The sequence below is a fragment of the Streptomyces sp. DSM 42067 genome, assembly GCF_055792885.1.
Window position 1 is genome coordinate 5,448,634 of sequence record NZ_CM147706.1, and the last position, 26,906, is coordinate 5,475,539.

A 26,906-nucleotide genomic window follows, 5' to 3' on the forward strand; every position below is an offset into this window, starting at 1 on the left:
CGTACTGCGCGAGATGCGCTGGTGGGACATCGATCCCGTGCTGGAGCTCGAGCGCGAACTGTTTCCCGACGACGCCTGGTCGCGAGGCATGTTCTGGTCGGAGCTCGCCCATGCGCGCGGCCCGGGCGCGACCCGCCACTACGTCGTGGCCGATGACGGCGAACGGCTCGTCGGCTACGCGGGACTCGCGGTCACCGGATCGGGTGACGACGAGCACTCCGCGGTGGTGGGTGACGTACAGACCATCGCCGTGGCCCGCGAGCAGTGGGGCACGGGGCTCGGCGGGCGGCTGCTCACCGAGCTGCTGCGGGCCGCGACCGCGTTCGAGTGCACCGAGGTGCTGCTCGAATGCCGTGTCGACAACATCCGCGCCCAGAAGCTCTACGAGCGCTACGGCTTCGAACCCATCGGCTTCCGGCGCGGCTACTACCAGCCGGGGAACGTCGACGCCGTCGTCATGCGGCTGGCCGGACCCTCCTCAGGCGCCGCGGCCTTTGCCGATGCCTCCGCCGACTCCCCCGATGCGGCGACCCACCATCCCTCCACCCCCGTGAACGGCGTACAAGGAAACCGGATCCATGGCTGACTCACGCGATGCCCCTCTCGTACTCGGCATCGAGACCTCCTGCGACGAGACCGGCGTCGGCATCGTCCGCGGCACCACGCTGCTCGCGGACGCGGTCGCGTCGAGCGTGGACGAGCACGCCCGCTTCGGTGGCGTCGTGCCGGAGGTCGCGAGTCGCGCGCATCTGGAGGCGATGGTGCCGACCATCGACCGTGCGCTGAAGGAGGCGGGGGTCGTCGCCACCGACCTGGACGGCATCGCGGTGACCGCAGGGCCCGGGCTCGCGGGGGCGCTGCTGGTCGGCGTCTCGGCCGCGAAGGCGTACGCGTACGCGCTGGGCAAGCCGCTCTACGGCGTGAACCATCTGGCCTCGCACATCTGCGTGGACCAGCTGGAACACGGCGCGCTGCCCGAGCCCACGATGGCGCTGCTCGTCTCCGGCGGGCACTCGTCGCTGCTGCTCTCCACCGACATCACCTCGGACGTACGGCCGATGGGCGCCACCATCGACGACGCGGCGGGCGAGGCCTTCGACAAGATCGCGCGGGTGCTGAACCTCGGCTTCCCGGGCGGCCCGGTCATCGACCGGTACGCGAAGGAGGGCGACCCGGAGGCGATCGCGTTCCCGCGCGGCCTCACAGGCCCGCGCGACCCCGCGTACGACTTCTCCTTCTCCGGCCTGAAGACGGCCGTGGCCCGCTGGATCGAGGCGAAGCGGGCGGCGGGCGAGGAGGTGCCGGTGCGCGATGTCGCCGCGTCCTTCCAGGAGGCCGTCGTGGACGTGCTGACCCGGAAGGCCGTCCGGGCCTGCCGCGACCAGGGCGTCGACCATCTGATGATCGGCGGCGGTGTGGCGGCCAACTCGCGGCTGCGGGCGCTCGCTCAGGAGCGCTGCGACGCCGCCGGTATCCGGCTGCGCGTGCCGCGGCCCAAGCTGTGCACCGACAACGGCGCGATGGTCGCGGCGCTCGGCGCGGAGATGGTGGCGCGCGGGCGCGCCGCGTCGGACTGGGATCTGTCCGCGGACTCCTCGCTGCCGGTGACGGACCCTCATGTGCCCGGTGTGTCCCACGGGCACGACGACGACCACGACCATGTGCACGAGTTCGCGAAGGACAACCTGTACTCATGACGGTCGCGTTGATGTGGGAGGCGCGGGCGGCCGAGGGCCGGGGCGAGGAGCTGCTCGCCTGGGCGCGGGCCCAGGAGTTGGCCCCCCGGCCCCTGCGCCGGGAGACCTTTCGCGCACCTGGGGGTACCTCCCAGGCCCGGGTCCTGGTCATCACCTGGTGGGACGCCGAGTACGGTGCCGAGTTGCCCGAACTGCCCGATCCTGACGAGGAGTTGGTGGCGCGCGCGGTGCACCGGTGGCGGTTCGAGTCGGTGGGCGCGGAGGCGTAGCCGCACGTATGACGTGGGCGCGGGCCCCCGAAGAACCGTGACTGCGGCCGTTTCTGAGAATTCTCTGTGAACTCTGAGAGTTTCCGAAGGAAACCCGAGAAGCGGTATCCGCTGTAATAATTCGGACTTACGTTCTTGCGCGTGACGGAAGACAGAGGCAGCGGAAGCCGGGACGGAGTGCACGGCGACGGCGGGAACCGCGACGCGGACGGCAGGAGACGCGGCCGGCGGTCCCTTGCGCTCAGGACCGCCGGAGTCATGCTCGGCTGCATCCTCGTGCTCACCGGCGCCGGAGCGGGCTGGATGTACTGGCAACTGAACGACAACATCCAGAGCGTGGACATCGACAGCGCGCTGGGCGACGACCGGCCGGAGAAGGCCGCAGCGGTGTCGCCCCCGTCTCCCACGGCGTCGCCCTCCGACGAGGCCACCCCGTCCCCGTCCCCGTATCCCTCCGCGTCGGCCCTCCCGGCCGGAGCGCTGAACATCCTTGTGCTGGGCTCGGATTCGCGCAGCGGTGAACGGAACTCCGAACTCGGCGGCGGCAACAGCTCGGGCGCCCGCTCCGACACGGCGATGATCGTGCACCTCGACGCGGACCGGACCGAGGCGACGGTGGTCAGCATTCCGCGCGACACGCTGGTCACGCGCCCGTCGTGCCCCACGTCGTCGGGAGGCAGCACGGCGGTCGCGTACAACGCCATGTTCAACAGCGCGTACTCCGTGGGTGGTCCGGTGTGCGCGATCAAGACGGTGGAGCAGCTCACCGATGTCCGCATGGACCACTACATCGAGATCGACTTCGCCGGTTTCGCGGACCTGGTGGACACGCTCGGCGGGGTGACGGTCACCACGGAGGAGGACATCGACGACGACAAGAGCCAACTCCACCTCGACGCCGGCACGCACCACCTCGACGGCACCGAGGCCCTTGCGCTCGCCCGGACCCGGCACGGCATAGGGGATGGCAGCGACCTCGGGCGCATCGGCCTCCAGCAGCAGCTGATCAAGGCGATGCTCGAAGAGGCGACGGCGAGCAACCTCCTGACCAGTCCCACCCGCCTGTACGAGGTGACCGACGCCGTCACGGGAAGCCTCACGACGGACACGGGACTCGACTCGCTCGGCGAGCTGATGGGCCTGGCGGACGCGCTGAGCGGCATCTCCGCCGACGATCTGACGACGGTGACCATGCCGGTCGTGACGGCCCCCTACGACGCCAACCGGGTGGTGGCGGACGAGCCGGAGGCGAGCGAGCTGTGGGCGTCGCTGCGCTGAGGCCGCCGTGGCGGTGAGGCCGCCGTCGGCCCGTCCGGAGAATTCCTCGAAGAATTTCCCGCCCGGTGTCGATTCACGTGTCCCCCGATCGACGCACGGGTGAGAGGCGGGGACGGACCCCGCCCCCGAGCGATGGGAGACGATCATGCCGCGTTATCTGTCGATGATCCGTATCGATGAGAACAACCCGCCCGCCGAGGGCCCGAGCGAGGCCCTCATGCAGCGCATGGGCGAGCTGATCGAGGAGATGACCAAGGCCGGAGTGCTCCTCGACACCGCGGGCCTCAGGCCGACCGCACAGGGCACCCGCGTGCGCTGGGAGGGCGGACAGCTGTCCGTCACCGACGGCCCGTTCACCGAGTCCAAGGAGGTCATCGGCGGCTACTCGATCGTCCAGGCCAAGGACATGGCGGAGGCCGTCGAGTGGACCAAGCGCTTCCTGAAGGTCCACGAGGAGTACTGGACGGTGACCTGCGAGGTCCGGGAGATCGAGGAGCCCTGACGGGACATCGAGGAGCCCTGACGGGGGAGAGACGGGCCGGGGGACGGCGGCGGCCGTCGACTGGGCGAGCGGAGCAGCGCTACGCGGCCGCCGCCGGCCGCCCGATCAGCATGGTCGGCGCTCCGGCCACCCGTGTGAGGAAGACCGTCGCCGAGTTCGGCCCCTGCGGCCTCACCTTGCGCCGCAGCTCCTCCGGTTCGACGGCGGACCCCCGCTTCTTGACGGTCAGGATCCCGACCTCGCGTTCCCGAAGCAGCGCCTTCAGCCTCTTCACGTTGAAGGGAAGCCGGTCGGTGATCTCGTAGGCGGTGGCGTACGAGGTGGGGCGCAGGTCGTCCGCGGTGACGTACGCGATGGTCTCGTCGATCAGGCCTCCGCCGACGTCCTGGGCGACTTCGGCGACCAGATGCGCGCGGATCACGGCGCCGTCCGGTTCGTAGAGATAGCGGCCGACGGGCCGTACCTCCGGATCGGGCAGTCCGCGGCCCACCAGCGAGCGCGGGCCGGGCAGCAGCGTCGCCCGGACCGTTCCGGGCTCGGTGCCGAACCACAGCACCGCCTCCTTGACGTCCCCGTGGTCCGAGATCCACTCGGCCCCGGCGTCGGCGGGGATCGTCTCGTGAGGGATGCCCGGCGCGATCTTCAACGCGGCGCGGGGCGCCGTGCGGGCCGCTCCGACGGCCCAGGAGAGCGGCGGCGAGTACGCCTCGGGGTCGAACACGCGGCCTCTCCCGCCGCGCCGTGCGGGATCCACGAACACCGCGTCGTACGACCCCGTGTCCACCTCCGTGACATCGGCTTCCCGCACCTCGATCAGGCCGTCGAGGCCGAGCGCCCCGGCATTCGCGCGGGCGACCGCGCACGTCAGCGGGTCCCGGTCGACGGCCAGCACCGAGATGCCCGCGCGGGCCAGCGCGATCGCGTCGCCGCCCACCCCGCAGCACAGGTCGGCGACGCTGCGGACGCCGAGGTCGGCGAACCGGCCCGCGCGGTACGCCGCGACCGACGCGCGGGTCGCCTGCTCCACGCCGTTCGGGGTGAAGAACATCCGGCCGGCGTCCGCCGCGCCGAACTTCGCCGCGGCCCGCTGCCGCAGCCGGGCCTGCCCGATGGCCGCCGAAACCAGCGCGGCGGGGTGCTCACGGCGCAGCCGCGTGGCGACGGCCAGCTCCTGCGCCGGGTCGATGTCGCGCACCTCGTCGAGGAGGGCGCGGCCCTCTTCGGTGAGCAGTGCGGAGAAGGCGGAGACGTCGGAGGCGGCGGAGGCAGCGCGAGCACGGTCGTTCACCGGCCCATTGTGGGCCAGCCGGTGGACGATGCGCGCCCGGCGGCGGTGTCAGCCCATTCCGGGCGTCCGCCGCTGAAAGGATGCGGCGCCATGCGGCAAATGCGACAAAAAGACAAGATTCCCGGCACTGGGCTGCGTCAGGTCTGTCTCGCCGTAGCCGCCGTCGCCGTGATCGCCTCGGGCTGCGGCGACTCCGGCTCAGCTTCCGGTTCCCGCTCGGGCGCCGTTTCCCGACCGGGCCCCGGTCCCGGCTCGGGGCCCGGCGGGGCCCAGCCCCTTCAGGCCCCTCCCGCCCGCGCCCTCGACGAGTACGCGCAGGAGCTGCGCGACTCGCAGGCCGCCCGGGTCGCCGCCGCTAAGCGCTGGGGGCTGTCCGGGCCCCCGCTGCCCGCCCCCGCCCCGCCCTCCGTCAAACCGGGTATCGAGACCCGCGAGGGCTTCGAGGTCACGGACGGCGAGGGCCTGCCGCCCGTCTTCACGACCGTCCCGACCAAGGACAAGGTCGTCTTCCTCACCATCGATGACGGGGCCGAGAAGGACCCGGCGCTGCTGAGGATGATGAGCGAGCTGAAGATTCCGTATACCGCCTTCCTCAGCGACTACCTCGTGAAGGAGGACTACGGCTACTTCAGGAAGATGCAGGAGCGCGGCGTCACGCTGAACAACCACACCCTCAACCACCCCTATCTGCCCGGCCTCTCCTACGCCGAGCAGCGGCGCGAGATCTGCGGCATGCAGGACGTCATCGAGAAGGAGTACGGCTCACGTCCCACCGTGTTCCGTCCGCCCTTCGGCAACTACAACCGGGACACGCTGCGTGCCGCCAAGTCCTGCGGCATCAAGGCCGTTCCGTTGTGGAACGCCGAGGCCTTCCCGGACCACATGGACTGGCGCGAATGGGACCGCGACCTCCACCCCGGCGACATCATCCTCACCCACTTCCGGGGTCGCGAGGACTGGAACGGCGCGATGCCCGACATGATCCGGCATGTCATGAAGGTGATCACCGCCAAGGGATACGCGGTGGCCAGGCTGGAGGACTACCTCTGACGCGGGCGACACCGAACCGGGCGCGGCCGCTTCGTACGCCGTATTCGTACAAACGTCCCGTAACCAGCCCGTGCGGGCGATTCGCGGTGTTGTCTGCGCCGCGTTGGCACTCCGCTTGACCGAGTGCTAATCGCGGTCATAGTCTCGGCCCTGGCACTCCCCCCTGGAGAGTGCCAATAGCGACGGGCAGGTCCGGCACCCGCGACGACGGATCGACCTGGTCGCCACCTCAGACAGTTAACCCCGTGAGATCTCCGAAGGGGGAGGTCGGATCGTGACGACCACCAGCTCCAAGGTTGCCATCAAGCCGCTTGAGGACCGCATTGTGGTCCAGCCGCTCGACGCCGAGCAGACCACCGCCTCTGGCCTGGTCATCCCGGACACCGCCAAGGAGAAGCCCCAGGAGGGCGTCGTCCTGGCCGTGGGCCCGGGCCGCTTCGAGAACGGCGAGCGCCTTCCGCTCGACGTCAAGACCGGCGACATCGTGCTGTACAGCAAGTACGGCGGCACCGAGGTGAAGTACAACGGCGAGGAGTACCTCGTCCTCTCGGCTCGCGACGTCCTCGCGATCATCGAGAAGTAATTCACCGCAGATTTGCTTTGTGAGCTGCGCCCCTGGTCACCCCGCTGAAGCCGGGCGGCGAGGGGCGCAGTTCTTTAAACCGAGTTCCGAGAGGGCTGAACCGCTCCCATGGCGAAGATCCTGAAGTTCGACGAGGACGCCCGTCGCGCCCTCGAGCGCGGCGTCAACAAGCTTGCCGACACGGTCAAGGTGACGATCGGCCCCAAGGGCCGCAACGTCGTCATCGACAAGAAGTTCGGCGCGCCCACCATCACCAACGACGGTGTCACGATCGCCCGTGAGGTCGAGATCGACGACCCGTACGAGAACCTCGGCGCCCAGCTGGTGAAGGAGGTGGCGACCAAGACCAACGACATCGCGGGTGACGGCACCACCACCGCCACCGTGCTGGCCCAGGCCCTCGTCAAGGAGGGTCTGCGCAACGTCGCCGCCGGTGCTTCCCCGGCCGCCCTGAAGAAGGGCATCGACGCGGCCGTCGCCGCGGTCTCCGAGGAGCTCCTCGCCACCGCCCGTCCGATCGACGAGAAGTCCGACATCGCCGCCGTCGCCGCGCTGTCCGCCCAGGACCAGCAGGTCGGCGAGCTCATCGCCGAGGCGATGGACAAGGTCGGCAAGGACGGTGTCATCACCGTCGAGGAGTCCAACACCTTCGGTCTGGAGCTGGACTTCACCGAGGGCATGGCCTTCGACAAGGGCTACCTGTCGCCGTACATGGTGTCCGACCAGGAGCGTATGGAGGCCGTCCTCGACGACCCGTACATCCTCATCAACCAGGGCAAGATCGCCTCCATCCAGGACCTGCTGCCGCTGCTGGAGAAGGTCATCCAGGCCGGCTCCTCCAAGCCGCTGCTGATCATCGCCGAGGACGTCGAGGGCGAGGCCCTGTCGACCCTCGTCGTGAACAAGATCCGCGGCACCTTCAACGCCGTCGCGGTGAAGGCCCCCGGCTTCGGCGACCGCCGCAAGGCGATGCTGCAGGACATGGCGGTCCTCACCGGCGCCCAGGTCGTCGCCGAGGAGGTCGGCCTCAAGCTCGACCAGGTCGGCCTCGAGGTGCTGGGCAGCGCCCGCCGCGTGACCGTCACCAAGGACGACACCACCATCGTCGACGGCGGCGGCAAGTCCGAGGACGTCGCGGGCCGCGTCAACCAGATCAAGGCCGAGATCGAGAACACCGACTCCGACTGGGACCGCGAGAAGCTCCAGGAGCGCCTCGCGAAGCTGGCCGGCGGCGTGTGCGTGATCAAGGTCGGCGCCGCCACCGAGGTGGAGCTGAAGGAGAAGAAGCACCGCCTGGAGGACGCCATCTCCGCGACCCGCGCCGCGGTCGAGGAGGGCATCGTCTCCGGTGGTGGCTCCGCGCTCGTCCACGCCGTGAAGGTGCTCGAGGGCAACCTCGGCAAGACCGGCGACGAGGCCACCGGTGTCTCGGTCGTCCGCCGCGCCGCCGTCGAGCCGCTGCGCTGGATCGCCGAGAACGCCGGCCTCGAGGGCTACGTCATCGTCTCCAAGGTGGCCGAGCTCGAGAAGGGCAACGGCTACAACGCCGCCACCGGCGAGTACGGCGACCTGGTGAAGTCCGGCGTCATCGACCCGGTCAAGGTCACCCGCTCCGCGCTGGAGAACGCCGCGTCCATCGCCTCCCTGCTGCTCACGACCGAGACCCTGGTCGTCGAGAAGCCGGCCGAGGAGGAGGCCGAGGCCGGTCACGGCCACGGTCACGGCCACGCGCACTGACGTCGTGCCGGCGCACGCCGGCTGACGAGCACGTCGGCTGACGACGAAGGGAAGGTCCCCGCTCCCTCAGGGAACGGGGACCTTCACGCGTTCAGGCGTACGCATCTCCCGGTGCCGGTGCCGGTGCCGGTGCCGGTGCCGGTGCCGGTGCCGGTGCGGTGCCGGCGCAGAGGCCGTCGGCGGCCGCTACATCTCCAGTGCCTCCAGCTGCCCCATCAGGCCAAGCCTGTCGTACTGCCACCAGCCCTCGACGATCTTGCCGTCCTCGCGGCACCGGTGGATGGTCGTCCCGGTCATGGTGACCTGCTTGTTGCTGGCCGGAATCCCCATGAACTCGCCGCTGTGAGTGGCGTTCCAGGTCCAGCGGGTGCAGACCCTGTCGCCCTCGGCGAGCTGGTCGTCGATGGTGAACTCGAAATCGAAACCGCCGCGCCACATCTCCATCTCGCGGCGCATCGCATCCATCCCGATGTTGTCCGGGTCGTTGGCCGGATCGTGGTCGTGATAGTTCTCCGCCAGGAAGCCGTCGAGCGGCGGAAGGTCGCCCTTGACGGCGATCGTCTCGAAGAACCCTCGGCAGGTGTCCTTGTAGAGCTGCTCGTCGCGGACGATCTCCAGGTCCGTGAACGTCGGCATCTCGTCGCAGAGGGCCACCATCTCCCGGAAGACCCGGTCCGTCTCCGGGAGGTTCGAGTTCCTCATCGCGTCCTCGTACGACGGGAACTCGACGATCTCGATGAAGTGGGAGTCGTCGGACCGGTCCTTGCCGATGATGCTGTGCGAGGCGGTCCTCTTGCCCTTGGTCTGCTCGACCCATGTGTCCATGAGCCGGCTCATCTCGTCGAATCTGCTCGTCTTGCAGTCAATGAGCTGCACGAACGTCATGGCGCCTCCCGACGTGCTCAGGCCTGGTGAGATGCACCCATTTTAGTGAAAAATCCCATTCCGCCGATGTGGCGGAACGGGATTCGGGAGGTCACTGGGGTCCGTATTTCCGACCCGTCTTCGAGGAGACCCCGCCCACCAGGGACCGCGGGGCGACCTTCACCAGGCCCATCAGCGCCTTGTACCGAGGATCCGGAATCGACAGGGTCTTGCCGCGGGACAGATCGGTCAGTGCCGCGGTGACCAGCTTGTCCGCATCCAGCCACATCCACTTCGGGATGTTGTCCGTGCTCATCCCGGCACGCTCGTGGAACTCGGTCCGTACGAAGCCGGGGCACAGCGCCATCAGCCGTACGCCCGATCCGGCCAGGTCCTTCGCGGCACCCTGCGTGAACTGCACGACCCACGCCTTCGAGGCCCCGTACGTCCCGCGCGGGACGAACGCCGCCACCGAGGCGACGTTGATCACGGCTCCACGGCCGCGCTCCCGCATCGCCTCCGCCGCCGCCGACGTCAGCCGGAGCACGGCCTCGCAGTGCACCTTCAGCATCGTCAGCTCGTCGGCCATGGAGACCTCCAGATAGCGGCCCTTGTTGCCGAAGCCCGCGTTGTTCACCAGGAGGTCGACCGGCCTCTTGCGGTCCGAGAGGCGTGCGGTGACCGCCTCGATGCCGTCCTCCGTCGCGAGGTCCGCCGTCAGCACCTCCGCCTCGATGCCGTGCCGGTCGTGCAGCTCGGTGGCCTGCTCGCGCAGCCGCTTGGTGTCGCGGGCCACCAGGACCAGGTCGCGACCGTCTGCGGCGAGGCGCCGCGCGAAGGCGGCGCCGATGCCCGCCGTGGATCCCGTAATCAGAGCCGTTGTCATGGATCAAGGCTAGTCAACTGCCCGTTTCCGGGGCGCGGCCAGTCCACCCGCCCAGCCGGATGGCGGGGTATCGGCCGTACGGGTGACAGGCCGTCAGGAGCGGTACGTCGCCACGTAGTCGCGGGCGTCCCTGAGCGCCCCGGCGTGCAGCCCCTCCGCTGCCGCAAGCAGCCGCGGCAGCAGCTCCCGCTCACCGCAACGCCAGGTACAACGCCCGGTACAACGCCAGATAATCGAGCGCCAAAGCGTCCACTCACTATTAGCCGCTGTATCCAAGACTCGCTTATGCTCGAACCGTGATCGAGGCCCGTCATCTCCGTGTCCTGCGTGCCGTGGCCACCACGGGTTCCTTCTCGGCGGCGGCCCGCGAACTCGGCTGCACCCAGCCCGCGGTCAGCCAGCAGATGAAGGCCCTCGAAGCCACCACCGGCACGCCGCTGCTGATCCGCACGGGCCGCGAGATGCGTCTCACCCAGGCAGGCGAGGCGCTGGTCCGGCACGCCACGACCATCCTCGCCGGGCTCACCGCGGCCGAGGAGGAGATCGCCGCCATCGCGGGCCTGCGGGCCGGCCGGGTCCGGCTCGTCTCCTTTCCCAGCGGCAGCTCCACGCTCGTTCCCTCGGCGCTGGCCGCGCTGCGCGCCGCGCACCCCGGCACCCGTGTCTCGCTGGTGGAGGCCGAGCCGCCGCGCTCGGTCGAGATGCTCCGCGAGGGCGACTGCGATGTGACGCTGGCCTTCCGCTACGAGGGCGCTCCGGGCGCTGAGGAGTGGGACGACCTGGTGGTGCGCCCCCTGCTCGCCGACCGGCTCGTCTGTCTCGTCCCCGAGGGGCACCGGCTCGCCGGGACGGAGTCGCTCGCCATCGGGGAGCTCGCCGACGAGCCGTGGATCGCGGGCTGCCCGCGCTGTCGGCGGCAGCTGGTCGAGGTCTGCGAGAGCGCGGGATTCGCGCCGCGGATCGATTTCGCCACCGACGACTATCCGGCGGTGGTCGGGCTGGTCCGGGCAGGTCTTGGCGTGGCGGTGCTGCCTGAGCTCGCACTGGAGTCCGTACGCCCGAAGGGGGTGCGCGCGGTGGCGGTCGAGCCTCCGGTGCAGCGGGAGATCGTGGCGCTCACGCTGCCGGATCTGGCACAGGTGCCGGCGGTGGCGGCGACGCTCGATCATCTGGCTCAGGCCGCGACGCGTTAGGCGCGAAGGCCGCCGGGAGGCGGTACGAGGAGCGCGGGGAAGCCGGACGGGTAAGCGCCGGGAGTCGGACGGGCGGCGCGGGGAAGCCGGACGGGCAAGCGCCGGGAGTCGGACGAGCGGCGCGGGGAAGCCGTACGAGCAGCGTGGGGAAGCCGGACAGGGAACAGCCGGACCGGAAACAGAACAGGCACGCATGCGCGTGCCCCACGCAGGAACCCCTCCTGCCGAATCGATCCTTCAGTTGGCTGCTGCGCTGCGCGTCAGCTGTCGTCGATGCCGCCGATGCCGCCGCCCGTCGTGGAAGCCGAGACCAGCCGGTTGCGCGCGCGCCCCATGAGCTCCTCGCGTTCGTCCTCGGTCAGCCCGCCCCACACGCCGTAGGGCTCGCGCACCGCCAGGGCGTGGGCGGCGCACTGGGCCCGTACCGGGCATCGCATGCAGACCTCTTTGGCCGAGTTCTCGCGGGCACTCCGCGCCGCGCCCCGCTCGCCCTCCGGGTGGAAGAAGAGCGAGCTGTCGACTCCGCGGCAGGCCGCGAGCAACTGCCAGTCCCACAGATCTGCGTTCGGTCCGGGAAGGCGGGAGAAATCTGCCATCGCTTGTCCCCTTGTAGCCGTTCTGGCGCGGACAGTGTCCACGACCGTACATCTACTGTCTAAGGAGATGAAAATATGACTCTTTGCGAATCTAGTCGCAGACACCAGGAAATGGAAAGAAAAGGGGCCTGAATGGGGCATAGGGGTCGTCGGAACAGCGAGCAGTGACCGCGCGACCTGCGGTGTGTCCGTACCCTCACGTAGAGTGCCGAAGGTGGCTGACCGACCCGTAACTCTTTCGAGTGACCATCGTTGAGTCTGCGGAAGCGGTTGAAGGAACAAGCGCTCGGGCAGACGGCAGTCGTCGTCGGCGAGTGTCGACCGCACAGGTGACGATCCGTAACAGCCTGGAGGTTCAAGGTGACGCGCATCAGCTGCGGAGGGCGGCCATGACATCCGTCCTCGTCTGCGACGACTCCCCGCTTGCCCGAGAGGCGCTCCGGCGCGCGGTCGCGACCGTGCCCGGTGTCGAGCGTGTGACGACAGCGGCCAACGGCGAGGAAGTCCTCCGCCGCTGGGGGGCCGACCGCTCGGACCTGATTCTGATGGACGTACGCATGCCCGGCCTGGGGGGCGTGGAGACCGTCCGGCGGCTGCTCTCCGCCGACCCGGGTGCCCGGATCATCATGCTCACCGTCGCCGAGGACCTGGACGGTGTCGCGCTCGCCGTCGCCGCAGGTGCCCGCGGCTATCTGCACAAGGACGCCTCGCGCGCCGAACTGCGTGCCACCGTGACGCAGGCACTCGCCGACCCGACCTGGCGCCTCGCACCGCGCAGGCTGCGCTCCGCCGAGATGGGGGCGGCGCCGACGCTCACCGCACGTGAGATCCAGGTCCTCGAGGGCATGAGCCACGGCCGGTCGAACGCCGAGATCGGCAGGGAGCTCTTCCTCTCCGAGGACACCGTCAAGACGCACGCCCGGCGGCTTTTCAAGAAGCTCGGCGCCTCGGACCGGGCGCACGCGGTGGCGCTCGGTTTCCGCTGGGGCCTGGTCCGTTAGGTGTGCCGCCGCGGGGGTACGGCGATCCCCGCCCGCCGTACGGTGGGCGGGGCGGCGAATGCCCGCTTCCGCCCACCACGACAGCGGCCGATGTCCCCGCCGCGGCGGGGGCTTATGTCGCTTCGCGGCCGATGCCGCATCCTTGAGGTGTGGAGTTCCTCGGGGACAAGTCGGTCGAGCGGAAGGGGAGGGCGCAGGAGATGAGTTCCGGCGCACCTGCTCATAACGCTTCGGTGCACAACTACGGACGTGGTGCCACGGAGCGGTCAGCCCCAAGGCACCATGGACCGATGCGCGAGGACGGGACGACGGTGATCGGTGCGCTCGTCCATCGTGCCGTCGAGGGTGATGAGCAGGCCACGCATGACCTGCTCGCCCATGTTCACCCCCTCGCCCTTCGCTACTGCCGTACGCGGCTGTCCCGGCTGCCTGGTGATGCCCGCCACTTCGTGGAGGACCTGGCGCAGGAGGTGTGCGTCGCGGTGCTGCTGGCGCTGCCGCGCTACAAGGACACAGGGCGCCCGTTCGAGGCCTTCGTCTTCGCCATCGCCGCGCACAAGGTCGCCGACCTGCAGCGCGCCGCCATGCGCCACCCGGGTTCCACGGCGGTGCCGTCGGACGAGATGCCCGAGCGGCCCGACGACTCACTCGGCCCGGAGGAACGGGCCGTGCTGAGCAGCGATGCCGAGTGGGCGAAGAAGCTCCTCGCGAACCTTCCGGAGAACCAGCGTGAGCTGCTGCTCCTCAGGATCGCCGTCGGGCTCACGGCCGAGGAGACGGGCCAGATGCTGGGGATGTCGCCGGGGGCTGTGCGGGTGGCGCAGCATCGGGCGCTGAGCCGGCTGAGGGCGTTGGCCGAGCAGTAGATACGGCTTGGGGCCCTGGGGCCGGTCGGACCAAAACCGCAGGCCGCCGTCACGTACGAACGTACAAAGCTACCTGGCGATCTTGTTCGTGGAATGAGACGCCTCCAGATCCCGTTAGCATGGACATCCGCACCGATCAAGGCCATTTGGAGAAGGTGTCATGACTGCCAACGTCGACGGAGTGCCCGACAAATTCGCGACACTCGGGCTGACCTACGACGATGTGCTGCTGCTGCCGGGCGCGTCGGACATGGCGCCCGACCAGATCGACACCTCCTCGTATCTGTCCAGGAACGTCCGGATCAACATCCCGCTGCTGTCCGCGGCGATGGACAAGGTCACCGAGGCGCGCATGGCGATCGCCATGGCCCGGCAGGGCGGCGCCGGTGTGCTGCACCGGAACCTCTCCATCGAGGACCAGGCCAACCAGGTCGACCTGGTGAAGCGGTCCGAGTCCGGCATGGTCGCCGACCCGATCACGGTGCACCCGGACGCGACGCTTGCCGAGGCCGACGCGCTCTGCGCGAAGTTCCGCATCAGCGGCGTCCCGGTCACCGACCCCGCGGGCAAGCTGCTCGGTATCGTCACCAACCGTGACATGGCCTTCGAGCCCGACCGCTCGCGCCAGGTGCGCGAGGTCATGACGCCGATGCCGCTGGTCACCGGCAAGGTCGGCATCTCCGGCGTGGACGCCATGGAGCTGCTGCGCCGCCACAAGATCGAGAAGCTGCCGCTGGTCGACGACAGCGGCGTCCTCAAGGGCCTCATCACGGTCAAGGATTTCGTGAAGGCCGAGCAGTACCCGAACGCGGCCAAGGACGCGGAGGGCCGGCTCGTCGTCGGTGCCGCCGTCGGTGTCGCGGGCGACGCCTTCGAGCGTGCCCAGGCGCTGATCGAGGCGGGCGCCGACTTCATCGTCGTCGACACCGCGCACGGCCACTCCAGGCTTGTCGGCGACATGGTCGCCAAGATCAAGTCGAACTCGTCCGGCGTCGACGTCATCGGCGGCAACGTCGCTACCCGCGACGGAGCCCAGGCGCTGATCGACTCCGGTGTCGACGGCATCAAGGTGGGCGTCGGTCCCGGCTCCATCTGCACGACCCGTGTCGTCGCCGGCATCGGCGTACCGCAGGTCACGGCCATCTACGAGGCGTCGCTCGCCGCCAAGGCGGCCGGGGTCCCGGTCATCGGCGACGGCGGTCTGCAGTACTCCGGTGACATCGCGAAGGCGCTGGTCGCGGGCGCGGACACGGTGATGCTGGGCTCGCTGCTCGCGGGCTGCGAGGAGTCGCCGGGCGAGCTGCTGTTCATCAACGGCAAGCAGTTCAAGTCGTACCGCGGCATGGGTTCGCTGGGCGCGATGCAGACCCGCGGCGAGCGGAAGTCCTTCTCCAAGGACCGCTACTTCCAGGAGGGTGTCGCCTCCGACGAGAAGCTGGTTCCCGAGGGCATCGAGGGTCAGGTCCCTTACCGGGGTCCGCTCTCGGCCGTCGTCCACCAGCTGGTCGGCGGGCTTCGCCAGTCGATGTTCTACGTCGGCGGGCGCACCGTTCCCGAGCTGCAGGATCGCGGACGGTTCGTACGGATCACCTCGGCGGGCCTCAAGGAGAGCCACCCGCACGACATCCAGATGACGGTCGAGGCGCCCAACTACAGCCGCAAGGGCTGAGCACACGCGCGTGAAGGGCGGTCCCGGAGGTTCCGGGGCCGCCCTGGTCGTGTGTGTCGGCGATACTGGAAAGCGCTGAAACGCAGAGGGAAAGGCCACACACGTGACTGAGATCGAGATCGGGCGCGGCAAGCGCGGCCGCCGGGCGTATGCGTTCGACGACATCGCCGTCGTCCCGAGCCGTCGTACGCGGGACCCGAAGGAGGTCTCGATCGCCTGGCAGATCGACGCCTACCGCTTTGAGCTGCCGTTCCTGGCCGCTCCCATGGACTCGGTCGTCTCGCCGGCCACCGCGATCCGCATCGGTGAGCTCGGTGGCCTCGGCGTGCTGAACCTCGAGGGCCTGTGGACGCGGTACGAGGACCCGCAGCCGCTGCTCGACGAGATCGCGGGGCTGGACGCCGAGACCGCGACCCGCCGCCTCCAGGAGATCTACGCCGCCCCGATCAGGGAGGAGCTGATCGGGCAGCGGATCAAGGAGGTGCGCGACTCGGGTGTGGTCACCGCGGCCGCGCTGTCGCCCCAGCGCACGGCCCAGTTCTCCAAGGCCGTCGTGGACGCGGGCGTCGACATCTTCGTGATCCGCGGTACGACGGTGTCGGCCGAGCACGTGTCGGGCGCGGCCGAGCCGCTCAACCTCAAGCAGTTCATCTACGAGCTGGACGTCCCGGTGATCGTCGGCGGCTGCGCCACGTACACCGCGGCGCTGCACCTGATGCGTACGGGCGCGGCGGGCGTGCTGGTCGGTTTCGGCGGCGGCGCCGCGCACACCACGCGCAACGTGCTCGGCATCCAGGTTCCGATGGCGACCGCCGTCGCCGACGTTGCCGCCGCCCGGCGTGACTACATGGACGAGTCCGGCGGTCGCTATGTGCACGTGATCGCGGACGGCGGCGTGGGCTGGTCCGGCGACCTGCCGAAGGCCATCGCGTGCGGTGCCGACGCCGTGATGATGGGCTCCCCGCTGGCGCGCGCCACGGACGCGCCCGGCAAGGGCCACCACTGGGGCATGGAGGCAGTCAACGAGGAGCTGCCTCGCGGCAAGAAGGTGGACCTCGGCACGGTCGGCACGATCGAGGAGGTCCTCACCGGCCCCTCGCACACCCCCGACGGCTCGATGAACTTCTTCGGCGCCCTTCGCCGCGCCATGGCGACCACGGGCTACAGCGAGCTCAAGGAGTTCCAGCGGGTCGAGGTCACGGTGGCGGACTCGCAGCACAAGCGGTGACGCTGTCCGCTGCCTGAACTGGTCCGGGGGCGCCCTCTTTGGCGGGGCGCCCCCGGAGGTTTTCGTGTGGGCGCGGAGTGCCTGCCCGCGGGCGTCACAGGCGGTGCGCCGCCCCCGCCGGCGTGGCCCCCCGTGTGTCCAGCAGCAGCTGGGCCTTCACAGAGAGGCCCTGGAGGTCGTACGTGCGGTGGTGCTGGAGGAGCAGCGTCAGGTCCGCCTCGGCTGCCGCCTCGTAGAGCGAGTCGGCGCGGGGGACGGGGTGGCCGAGCACGCTCCAGGCGGGGACGTACGGGTCGTGGTAGCTGACCGCGGCGCCCAGTTCCAGGAGGCGGGTGGCGATCTCCCGGGCGGGTGAGCCCTGTTGATCGGCCAGATCCGGCTTGTACGTGACGCCCAGCAGCAGGATGCGCGCGCTGCGCACTGACTTCCCGTGCTCGTTGAGGAGGGTCGCGGCGCGCTGGATGACGTACCGGGGCATATGGCCGTTGACCTGCTGGGCGAGCTCGACCATGCGCAGGGGGCGGACGGTGTGCGGAGGGCCCGACAGGTCCTGGGGGACGCCGTGGCCGCCGACTCCGGGGCCCGGTCGGAACGCCTGGAAGCCGAACGGTTTGGTCTCGGCGCAGCGGATGACGTCCCACAGGTCGACGCCCAAGTCGTGGCAGAGGACGGCCATTTCGTTGACGAGGGCGATGTTGACGTGCCGGTAGTTGGTCTCCAGGAGTTGCACCGTCTCGGCTTCGCGCAGGCCACGCGCGCGTACCACCTTGTCGGTGAGGCGGCCGTAGAAGGCCGCGGCCGATTCGGTGCAGGCGGGGGTGAGGCCGCCGATGACCTTGGGTGTGTTGGCGTGGCCGTGAGTGCGGTTGCCGGGGTCGGTGCGGCTGGGGGAGTACGCGAGATGGAAGTCGCGGCCCGCGCGGAGCCCTGAGCCCTCTTCGAGGAAGGCGCGCACGATGTCCTCGGTGGTGCCCGGCGGCACGGGCGACTCGAGGATGACGGTGGTGTGCGGGCGCAGCCGGGCGGCCAGGGCGCGGGCCGCGTCGGCCAGGTGGCCGAGGTCGAGCGCGCCGTCCGCGCCCTGCGGAACCGGCGCGCAGATCACCGCTGTCCGGACCCGGCCGAGCTCGGCGGGGTCGGCGGTGGGCCGGAAGCCTCCCGAGAGCATCCGGCGCAGTTCGGCGGCGGTGAGGACGCCGGTGTCCATGAGAGCCCCGGTGTCCGGAAGGGCGCCGGTATCCGTGCCGTCGGCCGGTAGCCGGGCGGCTGAGCGGTCGGTGGCGAGGCCGGGATCGTAACCGAGAGTGGCGACACCGGCGGCGACGGCGGCCTGGGCGAGGGGCAGCCCGATATGGCCGAGTCCGATGACTGCGAGATCTGCGGGCATGGGGGTGGGACGTCCTTCCCAGTAACCGGAGCGGGCGGATCGCGCAAGTCCTGTGGACAAGGTGGACCAGCGCAATGTCAGACTAGGAGTAAATATGACCGTTATGCGGCATTGCTGGCCTGGTGATCTCTGAGTGTTGTCCACAGGTTGGGAGGTGGGCGGTGGCTGAAGTCGGGCGGCGCGGTCAGAATTTGCGCATGGGGGATGCGGGCCCGGGCAACACCCGAAGGGGTGCGGCAGCGAGCGCGACGACAACGGGAGGCGGCAGTGAGGACAGCGACACTGGGGCCGGCGGAGCGCGCGGAGTCACTCGCGGGCATGGCCGAGCGTGAGCTGGACGTCCTGGTCGTGGGTGCCGGCGTGGTCGGTGCGGGCACCGCACTCGACGCCGCCACACGCGGCCTGTCCACAGGCCTGGTCGAGGCGAGGGACTGGGCGTCCGGCACCTCGAGCCGGTCGAGCAAGCTGATCCATGGCGGTCTGCGCTATCTGGAGATGCTCGACTTCGCGCTGGTGCGCGAGGCGCTGAAGGAGCGGGGCCTGCTCCTGGAGCGGCTCGCACCCCATCTGGTCAAGCCGGTGCCGTTCCTCTATCCGCTCCAGCACAGGGGCTGGGAGCGGCTCTACGCAGGATCGGGCGTGGCCCTGTACGACGCCATGTCGATGGCGCGCGGGCACGGACGGGGGCTGCCGGTGCACCGCCATCTGAGCAGGAGTCATGCACTGCGGGTCGCGCCGTGCCTCAAGAAGGAGGCGCTGGTGGGGGCCCTGCAGTACTACGACGCGCAGATGGACGACGCCCGCTATGTGGCGACGCTGGTGCGCACGGCCGCGGCGTACGGCGCGAAGGTCGCCAACCGCGCCAGGGTGACCGGCTTCCTGCGCGAGGGCGAGCGCGTCGTCGGCGCCCGGGTCCAGGACGTGGAGGCCGGAGGGGAGTACGAGGTCCGCGCCCAGCAGGTCGTCAACGCCACCGGTGTGTGGACGGACGACACCCAGGCGATGGTGGGCGAGAGGGGGCAGTTCCATGTCCGGGCGTCCAAGGGCATCCACCTCGTTGTGCCCAAGGACCGGATCCACTCCACCACGGGCCTGATCCTGCGGACCGAGAAGTCCGTTCTCTTCGTGATCCCGTGGGGGCGGCACTGGATCATCGGGACGACGGACACGGACTGGGACCTGGACAAGGCACACCCGGCGGCGTCGAGCGCCGACATCGACTATCTGCTGGAGCACGTCAACTCGGTGCTCGCGGTCCCACTTTCGAGGGATGACGTGCAGGGGGTGTACGCGGGTCTGCGGCCGCTGCTCGCCGGGGAGTCGGAGGCGACGAGCAAGCTCAGCCGCGAGCACACGGTCGCGCATCCGGCGCCCGGTCTCGTCGTCGTGGCGGGCGGCAAGTACACGACGTACCGGGTGATGGCCAAGGACGCGGTGGACGAGGCGGTGCACGGCCTCGACCAGCGCGTCGCGGACTGCGTCACGGAGGACATCCCGCTCGTCGGCGCAGAGGGATACCGGGCGCTGTGGAACGCGCGGGCACGGATAGCGGCGCGCACCGGTATCCATGTGGTCCGCGTGGAGCACCTGTTGAACCGCTACGGTGCGCTCACCGAGGAGCTCCTCGACCTCATTGCCGCGGATCCCACGCTGGGCGAGCCGCTCCAGGCGGCGGACGACTATCTGCGGGCCGAGATCGTCTACGCCGCTTCCCACGAGGGCGCGCGGCACCTCGACGACGTCCTGACGCGGCGCACCCGCATATCCATCGAGACCTTCGACCGGGGCACGCGCAGCGCCCGGGAGGCCGCCGAGTTGATGGCTCCGGTGCTGGGCTGGGACAAGGACCAGATCGAGCGCGAGGTGGAGCACTATCAGAAGCGGGTCGAGGCCGAGCGCGAGTCGCAGCGCCAGCCGGACGACCTGACGGCGGACGCGGCACGGCTGGGGGCGCCGGACATCGTGCCTCTGTAGCGGGGCCGGAGCGGGTCCGGGGTACGCGGGAGGCCGTTCTCAGGTTCTCAGGGCGCCCGGGGACAGAATTCGGCGGCCAGGAGGGCGGGTTCGAGCTTCGGGTCGGCTATGCCGTCCGTGTTGACCCGGAGTATGAGGACGCGTCGGCCGTCGGCGGTGGCCGCGGTGCGCACATAGCTGCCGGCTATGCGTCCGTTGTGCCCCCACACCGTGGTGCCGCAGGGCAGCCGCAGAGGGTACAGGCCCATTCCGTAGCGGCCGTGCGTGGCGTGGGTGTTGAGCATCTCGTGCAGTTCGGCGGGCGGGAGCAGCCTTCCGCCGAGCAGGGCGGCGTAGAAGCGGCCGAGATCAGCGAGGGTGGAGACGAGTTCGCCGGCCGCACCGGCGACCCGGGGGTCAAGGGCTGTGACGTCCGTGCCGTCGGCGGTGTAGGAGCGGCCGTGCGGCGAGGGCAGCGAGGTGTGGGCGCCCGGGAAGGAGGTGCCCGTCAGATGGAGGGGGGTGATGATGCGGCGCTGGGCCTCGGCGGCGTAGGAGCGGCCGGTGACCTGCTTTATGACCATGCCGAGCAGCACATAGTTGGTGTTCGAGTACGCGAAGCCGCCCCGCGCGGACGGGGAGTGCGCAAGCGCGGTGCGGACCGCTTGGAGGGGAGAGAGGGGGACGGTGCCCTGGGTGTCCGCTGTGAAGTCGTAGAGGCCGCTGGTGTGGGTGAGCAGCGTCCGCAGGGTCAGCTTTCGGCCATCGTTGCCGTGGCCCCGTATGAGGCCGGGCAGATGGCGGTCCACGGTATCGGACAGGGAGAGCCGTTGTTCGGCCGCGAGTTGCAGCACTACCGTGGCGATGAACGTCTTGGTGACGCTGCCCGCGCGGAAGTGGTCGGCGCGCCGTATGGCGGGACCCGTACGGGCGAAGCGGGAGCCGTTTTCCTCGCGGGTCAGAAGGGCCGCCGCCGGAGCCCTGCCGCGGGTGACGAGCAGCGGAAGAGCGGCGTCCGCGGGCGGTGTCGCCGAGGCCGGGGCGCTGCCCGGGGCCAGGGCGAGGAGGACCGCGGCCAGCAGCACGGCCAGCGGTGTCCGGGGCAGGGGCATACGGTCCTCCATGTGTGCGACCCATCATGGGGGACGGCGGACCCTGGGCGTCGGCCGGTCCCCGGGTGAGGGACAATGAAGGCTCTGTCAGGGCGGGTTGCAGAGGGGACGCATGTCGGAGGCCGAGCAGACGGGTAACGCCCGTCAGGACAACACCGCACGTCTCCTCGCCGGGCGCTACCGGCTGGGAGGGGTCCTCGGCCGCGGCGGCATGGGCACCGTCTGGCGCGCCCTGGACGAGACGCTGGGCCGTGCGGTCGCCGTCAAGGAGCTGAGGTTCCCCTCGAACATCGACCAGGAGGAGAAGCGCCGCCTAGTCACGCGCACGCTGCGTGAGGCCAAGGCCATCGCCCGGATCCGCAACACCAGCGCGGTGACGGTGTACGACGTGGTCCACGAGGACGACCGGCCGTGGATCGTGATGGAACTCGTCGAGGGCAAGTCGCTCGCCGAGGTCATCCGCGAGGACGGGCTGCTGACGCCGAAGCGCGCGGCCGAGGTCGGCCTGGCGGTCCTCGACGTCCTGCGCTCGGCGCACCGCGAGGGGATTCTCCACCGCGACGTGAAGCCGTCCAACGTGCTGATCGCGGACGACGGCCGGGTCGTGCTGACCGACTTCGGCATCGCCCAGGTCGAGGGCGACCCGTCCATCACCTCGACCGGCATGCTCGTCGGCGCGCCCTCGTACATCTCGCCGGAGCGGGCGCGCGGGCACAAGCCGGGCCCCGCGGCCGACCTGTGGTCGCTCGGCGGTCTGCTGTACGCGTCGGTGGAGGGCTTTCCTCCGTATGACAAGGGCTCCGCGATCGCGACGCTCACCGCCGTGATGACCGAGCCGCTGGAGCCGCCGAAGAACGCGGGCCCGCTGGAGAAGGTCATCTACGGCCTGCTCGCCAAGGACCCCGAGCAGCGGCTCGACGACGCGGGTGCGCGGGTTCTGCTCACCGACGTGATCCACGCCCCCGAGCCGGAGCCGGTCGACGCCACGAAGGTTGTGCCGTTGCCGCCGGTGCCGGAGAAGCGGCCGCGCAGGGGCGGTTCCAAGGCGGGCGGTTCGAAGGCAGGCGGTACGTCGGGCGGAGGTTCGGCGTCCGCGGATGCGGGCGCCTCCGGTGGCGCTGCGGCTGGTGCTTCCTCCGGTGCCGCGTCGTCCGGTGCCGCGTCGTCCGGTGGCGCGGCGGCCGCCGCGGGGCGGAAGGCCGAGGACGCTGCGGATCGGCTGCGCGGTGCGCTGCGCTCGCTGCGGCCGGCGCGGAAGACCACCGCGGGATCGTCCGCGGCGTCGGCGCCGGCGCCGGCCGCGCCCGCGGACGGGACGCGAGGCACCACGGCGGATGCGGAGGGGACCCCGGGCCGGTCGGCGACAGGCGCGGCTGGTTCCCCCGGCACCGGAACCGGCGCGGATTCCGTCAGTGGTTCCGGTGTGGCATCCGGGAATGGCGCCGATGCCGGAGCTGCCGGTACCGGTGGCTCTGCCCGTTCCGCCGGTACCGGTGCCCGTGGCGGCGGGGCGGAAGTAGCCGACCCCGAGGCGGCGCGCACCACCGCTTCGGGACCGGACGCCTCGGGAGCGGACGCTTCGGGAGCGGACGCTTCGAGAACAAACGCTTCGGCAGGCACCGCGTCCAAGGCAGCCGCCGACGACGCCGGCTCGGGGGCCACTCGCGCTGCTGGTGCTGTGGGTGCCGCTGGTGCGGCCACGAGTGGGATGTCCGGTGCCCAGGGCGCCGCCGGGGCGAATCCGACGGTGGCGCACGGTGCTTCCGGCCTACCGGCCACTCCGCCGCCCCCGGTCGCTCCGCCGCGTCCTCATCCCAAGGCGTCGCTCACCGATGTGGTGTCACGGCGCGTGCTCGTGGCCGTCGCCGTGGTCGTGGCGCTCGCCGTGCTCGGCACCGTGCTGGCGCTCTCGTTGAGCGGCGGCGACGGCGCGCAGGACAGCAGCAACGGCAGCGACAAGTCCGCATCCAGCGGTGCGAGCGCCGACAGCGGCGAGACGGACAAGGGCAGCGGGGGCGACGCCGGTACCGACAAGGGCAGCGGCGAGGCCACGGGTTCGAGCGAGGACAGCGGCTCGGGGGAGTCCGCGGGCCAGGGGAAGGACCGTGGCGAGAACTCGAGCAGCGGCACCGGCAGCGGCAACGGCGACGGCACCGGCTCGCGGTACGGCGCCGTGACGACGTACAAGCACGATCAGGGGTTCTCGATAGGGCTGCCGAAGGGCTGGAAGTACGTCTCCTCGGATGCCGCGGGTGCGCGTTTCACCGGCCCGGACGGACAGAAGCTGCTGGTCGGCTGGACGACGACGCCCAAGGACGATGCGGTGCGCGACTGGGAGAACCAGGAGCGGTACATGACCCGCGCCCAGTACCACCGCATCCGGATCGAGAAGGTGGGCTACCGCGGCTGGAACGCTGCGGACTGGGAGTTCACCTACGTGGATGGCGGCACCAAGTGGCGGTCGATAGACCGTGGCTTCGTCGTGAACTCGCGACTCGGCTATGCGCTCATGTACACGGCGAAGGCGGCGGACTGGAGCAGCGAGCAGCGGCGTGGAACCTGGCAGACGTTCGCCCGGACCTTCACGCCCAAGTCCTGACCCGTCGCAACCCGTCCAGGCCGGACCTGGCCCGTCCAAGTCGGACCCAGACCGTCCCAGCCCGTCCGATTCCGCGGCACGTCCCGTGAGATCTCGCATCCCGTCAATACGGATTGCCTTCGGCACGTATCGTGAGTGGTTGCGGACGGTGCGCAGCCGCATCCGTGCGTAAGAAGTACGAAAGTCGAACGGAATTGACCACCGTGCGGGGACGGGGGATGCGTCGTGGACGACTACGCGGGGCGAGTGCTCGCCGACCGCTACCGCCTGCCGCTGCCGCCGTCCGACGAGTACGAACTGGCGCAGACGCGGGCCTTCGACACCTTCAGCGGGCAGGAAGTCCTGGTCAGGCAGGTGCCGTTGCCGGAGGTCGTCGAGGCGGAGGTGCTCGACGCCGACGGTCTTCCCGAGGGGTTCGTCAGCGCGGGCCCGCGGCACGCCCCCGGTCGCGCGACGCGCAGGGCCACGGACCCGGCGGTGCGGCGCGCGATCGAGGCGGCGCAGGCGGCCGCGCAGATTCCCGACCATCCACGGCTCGACCAGGTCTTCGACGTGTTCGCGGAGGGCGGTTCGCTGTGGATCGTCAGCGAGCTGGTGGCGGCCCGGCCGCTGGCCGCGCTGCTCGCCGAGAAGCCGCTCACGCCCTACCGGGCGGCAGAGGTCGCCTCGGACGTTCTGACGGCGCTGCGGGCGCTGCACGCCCACGGCTGGGTGCATCGCAACATCACCACGCGTACGGTCCTGGTCTGCGACGACGGTCGCGTGATGTTGACGGGCCTGGCCTCCGGCGCGGCGGAGGAGGCGCTGTGCGGATACGATCCGCGGCCGGCCGCTGACTTCGCCGGAGCCGCTGACTTCGCCGGTGCTGATGGCTTCGGCGGTGCTGATGGCTTCGGCGAGGCCGACGACTTCGCCGGGGCCGATGGTTCCGTCGGGTCCCATGGCTCTGGCGCGGCCGACGGGCTCGCCGGTGGCCGGCCCGGGGACTTCGACAGGAGCGCCTCTGGCCGTGGCGGCGGGCCAGGTGACTCGCGTCCTGCCGGTACGCCGGCCATCGGCCCGCCCTCCTCCGGACCGGCGGTGCCGACGTCGTCGTACAAGCAGTCCGGCACCTCCCCGGCCACGGCTCTCGGGCGGCGCGACCTGGAAGCGGGTGGTGACGTCAGGGCGGCACGCGCGGGCGCCATCGCGGCCTATCGCGCCGGAGCCCGGGCGGCCGCGCGGGTCAGCCAGGAACAGCGCACCGGCGCGACGCCCGCCCTGCCCGCGCCTCGCTCCGACGAGGCACCAACCCCCGACCGGAACGGGGACGCACAGCGCGGTGAAGCCGTGGCGCACGGACACATTGCCCACCCCTATGGAGTGGGCCGAGCACAGCCCCAGCCCTGGCACGGGGCGGTTCCGCGAGCCCGCGGGGCGGCGGGGCAGCGCGACGAGACCGGAACCGAAACCGAACCCAGACGCGGAACCGAAACCGGACCCGGAAGCGAAACCGGACCCGGAAGCGAAACGGGACCCGGAACCGGAGTCGAATCGCCGTCCAGCGGCGAGATGATCCCGGCCGCGCGCCGCGACGGAGCAGCAGTACTCGCCGAATCCGGCACCGACTCCACCCGTCCCGGAACCCGCTGGGGCGAGCTCGTGGCACCCGGTCGCGAGAACCGGGGGCCCGCCACACCACTGGCCGCCGAGCGGGCACGGCAGGCCCGGATGGTGGTGGTCGGACCCGTCACCGAGCGGTGGGCGCCGGAACAGGCCGGCCCTGTGCACGAGAACTGGCAGCTGGCGCCCCCCATCGGCCCGGCCACCGACCTGTGGGCGCTGGGTGCGCTGCTGTTCCGTGCCGTGCAGGGACACGCGCCGTATCCGGAGGAGAGCACCGCGGAACTGGTGCAACTCGTGTGCGCGGAGCCGCCCGCGTTCGCGGAGGAGTGCGGACCGCTGCGGCCCGTCGTCGAGTCGCTGCTGCGTCAGGACCCCACCGAGCGCATCGACTTCGAGGAACTGCGCGGCTGGCTGCGCTCCCTCGTCAGGTCGGCGCCGGAGCCGGACGCGGGCGCCAACGTCGTGGCGGCGCCGCCGTACGACGCCGGCCGTCTGCCCGTCGTACGCCGTCGCGGTGAGATCGTACGGAAGCGCCGCGCCGCCCCGCCCGCCACCACCGGACACAGCGGCCGGCACAAGCGGGCCAGGCCGGAGCGGCAACCGCGGCAGCGGGGGCCGCGGTCGCTCGGCCGGACGCTGCTTCTGCTCATACTGCTGGGAGTGGTCGCGGCCATCGCCTACGCGATGCTGTTCATGCCGAAGGCCGAGACCAGTAGCGACGGCAGTCAGGGGCAGGACCGTACGGGCACCGCGGGCGAGGCGATGTCGGCCGCCCCGGGATCCACGCAGGGGCAGGACAGCAGCCAGAGCGGCAGCCAGGACGGCGACTCGGAGAAGTCGCCCGGGGCGTCGTCCGGCAAGACGCCCGAGGAGAGCGGCGGTTCGCAGCACACGCAGACCACCGGTCCCGATCTGCCGGACGGGTTCGTTCTGCGCAAGGACCCGGAGGGCTTCCAGGTCGCCGTGGCCCGCGGATGGGACCGGAAGCCCGAGAACGAGCAGGGCCAGATCCGCTACACGGACGGCGACTTCACGCTGATCGTCGTCTCGGGCCGGGACAGCACCTCGGTGTACGGCGGCGACCCCATGGTGTACCAGCGCGAGAAGGAGCTGGAACTGCAGCCCTTCCGCGACTCCAGTTGGGCCACCTCCAGCGGGATGCGCCGTATCGAGGTGGGCGGACGCGTCATGGCGGAGGGGCAGTTCACCTGGCAGGACGCGAAGGGGCGGGAGATCTACGTACGCAACCTCGCGATGATCCTCGACGGCCGGTATCACGTCGTCCAGGTCCGTGGTCCGGAAGCGGAGCGTGACGAGGTGACGAGGCTGTACGAGCAGGCTTCGGCGACATATCAGGTCACGTGAGGGACTGACCCGGTCGCGGCGGGAGCCGTCACAGGGCGGTCCTACCGTCGGCCTGCCGGTCTTCCCCGAGCGTGGCCGACTCCTGGAGTGGCCCCGTCAGCCCCGTCAAGAACAGGGCGGGAACGTCACCTTCTCGGCACCGTGAACGGCCGAGTTGTGTACGGCGGACCTGACAGCG

At 70.6% G+C, this 26,906-nt stretch carries 22 protein-coding genes; 16 read left to right on the forward strand and 6 right to left on the reverse strand.

Annotated elements, in window-relative coordinates; all coding sequences use genetic code 11:
• The first annotated feature begins 13 nt into the window (after window positions 1-13).
• The 5 genes from rimI (at window position 14) to ACSMXV_RS25090 (ending at window position 3,746) form a co-directional block, all read left to right on the forward strand.
• A complete protein-coding gene (gene rimI / locus ACSMXV_RS25070; protein WP_473179062.1) occupies window positions 14-586 on the forward strand; it encodes a ribosomal protein S18-alanine N-acetyltransferase in 573 nt (190 codons plus the stop codon).
• Window positions 579-1,697, forward strand: a complete 1,119-nt coding sequence (tsaD, locus tag ACSMXV_RS25075; RefSeq protein ID WP_473173489.1) for a tRNA (adenosine(37)-N6)-threonylcarbamoyltransferase complex transferase subunit TsaD — start codon at window positions 579-581, stop codon at window positions 1,695-1,697. The genes rimI and tsaD overlap by 8 nt, the downstream gene beginning before the upstream one ends.
• A complete protein-coding gene (locus ACSMXV_RS25080) occupies window positions 1,694-1,966 on the forward strand; it encodes a hypothetical protein (protein WP_473173490.1) in 273 nt (90 codons plus the stop codon). The genes tsaD and ACSMXV_RS25080 overlap by 4 nt, the downstream gene beginning before the upstream one ends.
• A gap of 141 nt (window positions 1,967-2,107) precedes the next feature.
• Window positions 2,108-3,244, forward strand: coding sequence for an LCP family protein (locus ACSMXV_RS25085; RefSeq protein WP_473173491.1), 1,137 nt, complete (start codon window positions 2,108-2,110; stop codon window positions 3,242-3,244).
• 145 nt (window positions 3,245-3,389) lie between these two features.
• Entirely contained in the window at window positions 3,390-3,746 is a 357-nt protein-coding gene (locus ACSMXV_RS25090) for a YciI family protein (protein ID WP_473173492.1), read from the forward strand.
• A 79-nt stretch (window positions 3,747-3,825) separates the two neighbouring features.
• Here the strand turns inward: ACSMXV_RS25090 and ACSMXV_RS25095 are convergent, their stop codons facing one another.
• Window positions 3,826-5,034, reverse strand: a complete 1,209-nt coding sequence (locus ACSMXV_RS25095; protein WP_473173493.1) for a THUMP-like domain-containing protein — start codon at window positions 5,032-5,034, stop codon at window positions 3,826-3,828.
• A 90-nt stretch (window positions 5,035-5,124) separates the two neighbouring features.
• Between ACSMXV_RS25095 and ACSMXV_RS25100 the strand changes: the two genes are divergently transcribed.
• From ACSMXV_RS25100 to groL, 3 genes are all read left to right on the forward strand, one after another.
• Window positions 5,125-6,084, forward strand: a complete 960-nt coding sequence (locus tag ACSMXV_RS25100) for a polysaccharide deacetylase family protein (protein WP_473173494.1) — start codon at window positions 5,125-5,127, stop codon at window positions 6,082-6,084.
• A 274-nt stretch (window positions 6,085-6,358) separates the two neighbouring features.
• The gene (gene groES / locus ACSMXV_RS25105) at window positions 6,359-6,667 is read left to right on the forward strand and encodes a co-chaperone GroES (protein WP_003998759.1); all 309 of its coding nucleotides are present in this window, start codon (window positions 6,359-6,361) and stop codon (window positions 6,665-6,667) included.
• A gap of 108 nt (window positions 6,668-6,775) precedes the next feature.
• Entirely contained in the window at window positions 6,776-8,404 is a 1,629-nt protein-coding gene (gene groL / locus ACSMXV_RS25110) for a chaperonin GroEL (RefSeq protein ID WP_473173495.1), read from the forward strand.
• Between the two features lie 186 nt (window positions 8,405-8,590).
• Here the strand turns inward: groL and ACSMXV_RS25115 are convergent, their stop codons facing one another.
• On the reverse strand, window positions 8,591-9,289 hold the full coding sequence (locus tag ACSMXV_RS25115; RefSeq protein WP_473173496.1) for an ester cyclase: 699 nt from the start codon (window positions 9,287-9,289) through the stop codon (window positions 8,591-8,593).
• A gap of 91 nt (window positions 9,290-9,380) precedes the next feature.
• On the reverse strand, window positions 9,381-10,154 hold the full coding sequence (locus ACSMXV_RS25120) for an SDR family NAD(P)-dependent oxidoreductase (protein ID WP_181659119.1): 774 nt from the start codon (window positions 10,152-10,154) through the stop codon (window positions 9,381-9,383).
• Window positions 10,155-10,450: 296 nt separating this feature from the next.
• Between ACSMXV_RS25120 and ACSMXV_RS25125 the strand changes: the two genes are divergently transcribed.
• Window positions 10,451-11,347, forward strand: a complete 897-nt coding sequence (locus tag ACSMXV_RS25125) for a LysR family transcriptional regulator (RefSeq protein ID WP_473173497.1) — start codon at window positions 10,451-10,453, stop codon at window positions 11,345-11,347.
• Between the two features lie 260 nt (window positions 11,348-11,607).
• On the opposite strand, the gene ACSMXV_RS25130 is transcribed toward ACSMXV_RS25125, so the two are convergent.
• A complete protein-coding gene (locus tag ACSMXV_RS25130) occupies window positions 11,608-11,943 on the reverse strand; it encodes a WhiB family transcriptional regulator (protein ID WP_181659121.1) in 336 nt (111 codons plus the stop codon).
• Window positions 11,944-12,332: 389 nt separating this feature from the next.
• Here ACSMXV_RS25130 and ACSMXV_RS25135 point away from each other — a divergent pair, with 389 nt between their 5' ends.
• The 4 genes from ACSMXV_RS25135 (at window position 12,333) to ACSMXV_RS25150 (ending at window position 16,707) form a co-directional block, all read left to right on the forward strand.
• On the forward strand, window positions 12,333-12,944 hold the full coding sequence (locus tag ACSMXV_RS25135) for a response regulator transcription factor (protein WP_003948568.1): 612 nt from the start codon (window positions 12,333-12,335) through the stop codon (window positions 12,942-12,944).
• A 290-nt stretch (window positions 12,945-13,234) separates the two neighbouring features.
• Entirely contained in the window at window positions 13,235-13,810 is a 576-nt protein-coding gene (locus tag ACSMXV_RS25140; protein WP_281399109.1) for a sigma-70 family RNA polymerase sigma factor, read from the forward strand.
• Between the two features lie 160 nt (window positions 13,811-13,970).
• Window positions 13,971-15,479, forward strand: coding sequence for an IMP dehydrogenase (gene guaB / locus ACSMXV_RS25145; RefSeq protein ID WP_473173498.1), 1,509 nt, complete (start codon window positions 13,971-13,973; stop codon window positions 15,477-15,479).
• Between the two features lie 103 nt (window positions 15,480-15,582).
• The gene (locus ACSMXV_RS25150) at window positions 15,583-16,707 is read left to right on the forward strand and encodes a GuaB3 family IMP dehydrogenase-related protein (protein WP_473173499.1); all 1,125 of its coding nucleotides are present in this window, start codon (window positions 15,583-15,585) and stop codon (window positions 16,705-16,707) included.
• Window positions 16,708-16,801: 94 nt separating this feature from the next.
• On the opposite strand, the gene ACSMXV_RS25155 is transcribed toward ACSMXV_RS25150, so the two are convergent.
• Window positions 16,802-18,094: a nucleotide sugar dehydrogenase gene (locus tag ACSMXV_RS25155; protein ID WP_473173500.1), complete on the reverse strand. Its 1,293-nt coding sequence runs from the start codon at window positions 18,092-18,094 to the stop codon at window positions 16,802-16,804.
• A 267-nt stretch (window positions 18,095-18,361) separates the two neighbouring features.
• Here ACSMXV_RS25155 and ACSMXV_RS25160 point away from each other — a divergent pair, with 267 nt between their 5' ends.
• The gene (locus ACSMXV_RS25160; protein ID WP_473173501.1) at window positions 18,362-20,068 is read left to right on the forward strand and encodes a glycerol-3-phosphate dehydrogenase/oxidase; all 1,707 of its coding nucleotides are present in this window, start codon (window positions 18,362-18,364) and stop codon (window positions 20,066-20,068) included.
• Between the two features lie 47 nt (window positions 20,069-20,115).
• Here the strand turns inward: ACSMXV_RS25160 and ACSMXV_RS25165 are convergent, their stop codons facing one another.
• On the reverse strand, window positions 20,116-21,159 hold the full coding sequence (locus ACSMXV_RS25165; RefSeq protein WP_473173502.1) for a serine hydrolase domain-containing protein: 1,044 nt from the start codon (window positions 21,157-21,159) through the stop codon (window positions 20,116-20,118).
• 112 nt (window positions 21,160-21,271) lie between these two features.
• Here ACSMXV_RS25165 and ACSMXV_RS25170 point away from each other — a divergent pair, with 112 nt between their 5' ends.
• A complete protein-coding gene (locus ACSMXV_RS25170; RefSeq protein WP_473173503.1) occupies window positions 21,272-23,758 on the forward strand; it encodes a serine/threonine-protein kinase in 2,487 nt (828 codons plus the stop codon).
• A gap of 225 nt (window positions 23,759-23,983) precedes the next feature.
• Window positions 23,984-26,728 (forward strand): protein kinase, encoded by a 2,745-nt coding sequence (locus ACSMXV_RS25175; protein WP_473173504.1) that lies wholly within the window; start codon window positions 23,984-23,986, stop codon window positions 26,726-26,728.
• Window positions 26,729-26,906: the final 178 nt, after the last annotated feature.

What these genes read in the sequence shown, in the direction of transcription:
- rimI (WP_473179062.1), top strand. Translation starts at nt 14, where the DNA reads ATGCGCTGGTGGGACATCGATCCCGTGCTGGAGCTCGAGCGCGAACTG.
- ACSMXV_RS25120 (WP_181659119.1), bottom strand. Translation starts at nt 10,154, where the DNA reads ATGACAACGGCTCTGATTACGGGATCCACGGCGGGCATCGGCGCCGCC.
- ACSMXV_RS25155 (WP_473173500.1), bottom strand. Translation starts at nt 18,094, where the DNA reads ATGCCCGCAGATCTCGCAGTCATCGGACTCGGCCATATCGGGCTGCCC.
- ACSMXV_RS25100 (WP_473173494.1), top strand. Translation starts at nt 5,125, where the DNA reads ATGCGGCAAATGCGACAAAAAGACAAGATTCCCGGCACTGGGCTGCGT.
- tsaD (WP_473173489.1), top strand. Translation starts at nt 579, where the DNA reads ATGGCTGACTCACGCGATGCCCCTCTCGTACTCGGCATCGAGACCTCC.
- ACSMXV_RS25170 (WP_473173503.1), top strand. Translation starts at nt 21,272, where the DNA reads ATGTCGGAGGCCGAGCAGACGGGTAACGCCCGTCAGGACAACACCGCA.
- ACSMXV_RS25140 (WP_281399109.1), top strand. Translation starts at nt 13,235, where the DNA reads ATGCGCGAGGACGGGACGACGGTGATCGGTGCGCTCGTCCATCGTGCC.
- ACSMXV_RS25135 (WP_003948568.1), top strand. Translation starts at nt 12,333, where the DNA reads ATGACATCCGTCCTCGTCTGCGACGACTCCCCGCTTGCCCGAGAGGCG.
- ACSMXV_RS25165 (WP_473173502.1), bottom strand. Translation starts at nt 21,159, where the DNA reads ATGCCCCTGCCCCGGACACCGCTGGCCGTGCTGCTGGCCGCGGTCCTC.
- ACSMXV_RS25090 (WP_473173492.1), top strand. Translation starts at nt 3,390, where the DNA reads ATGCCGCGTTATCTGTCGATGATCCGTATCGATGAGAACAACCCGCCC.
- ACSMXV_RS25130 (WP_181659121.1), bottom strand. Translation starts at nt 11,943, where the DNA reads ATGGCAGATTTCTCCCGCCTTCCCGGACCGAACGCAGATCTGTGGGAC.
- ACSMXV_RS25080 (WP_473173490.1), top strand. Translation starts at nt 1,694, where the DNA reads ATGACGGTCGCGTTGATGTGGGAGGCGCGGGCGGCCGAGGGCCGGGGC.
- groL (WP_473173495.1), top strand. Translation starts at nt 6,776, where the DNA reads ATGGCGAAGATCCTGAAGTTCGACGAGGACGCCCGTCGCGCCCTCGAG.
- ACSMXV_RS25115 (WP_473173496.1), bottom strand. Translation starts at nt 9,289, where the DNA reads ATGACGTTCGTGCAGCTCATTGACTGCAAGACGAGCAGATTCGACGAG.
- guaB (WP_473173498.1), top strand. Translation starts at nt 13,971, where the DNA reads ATGACTGCCAACGTCGACGGAGTGCCCGACAAATTCGCGACACTCGGG.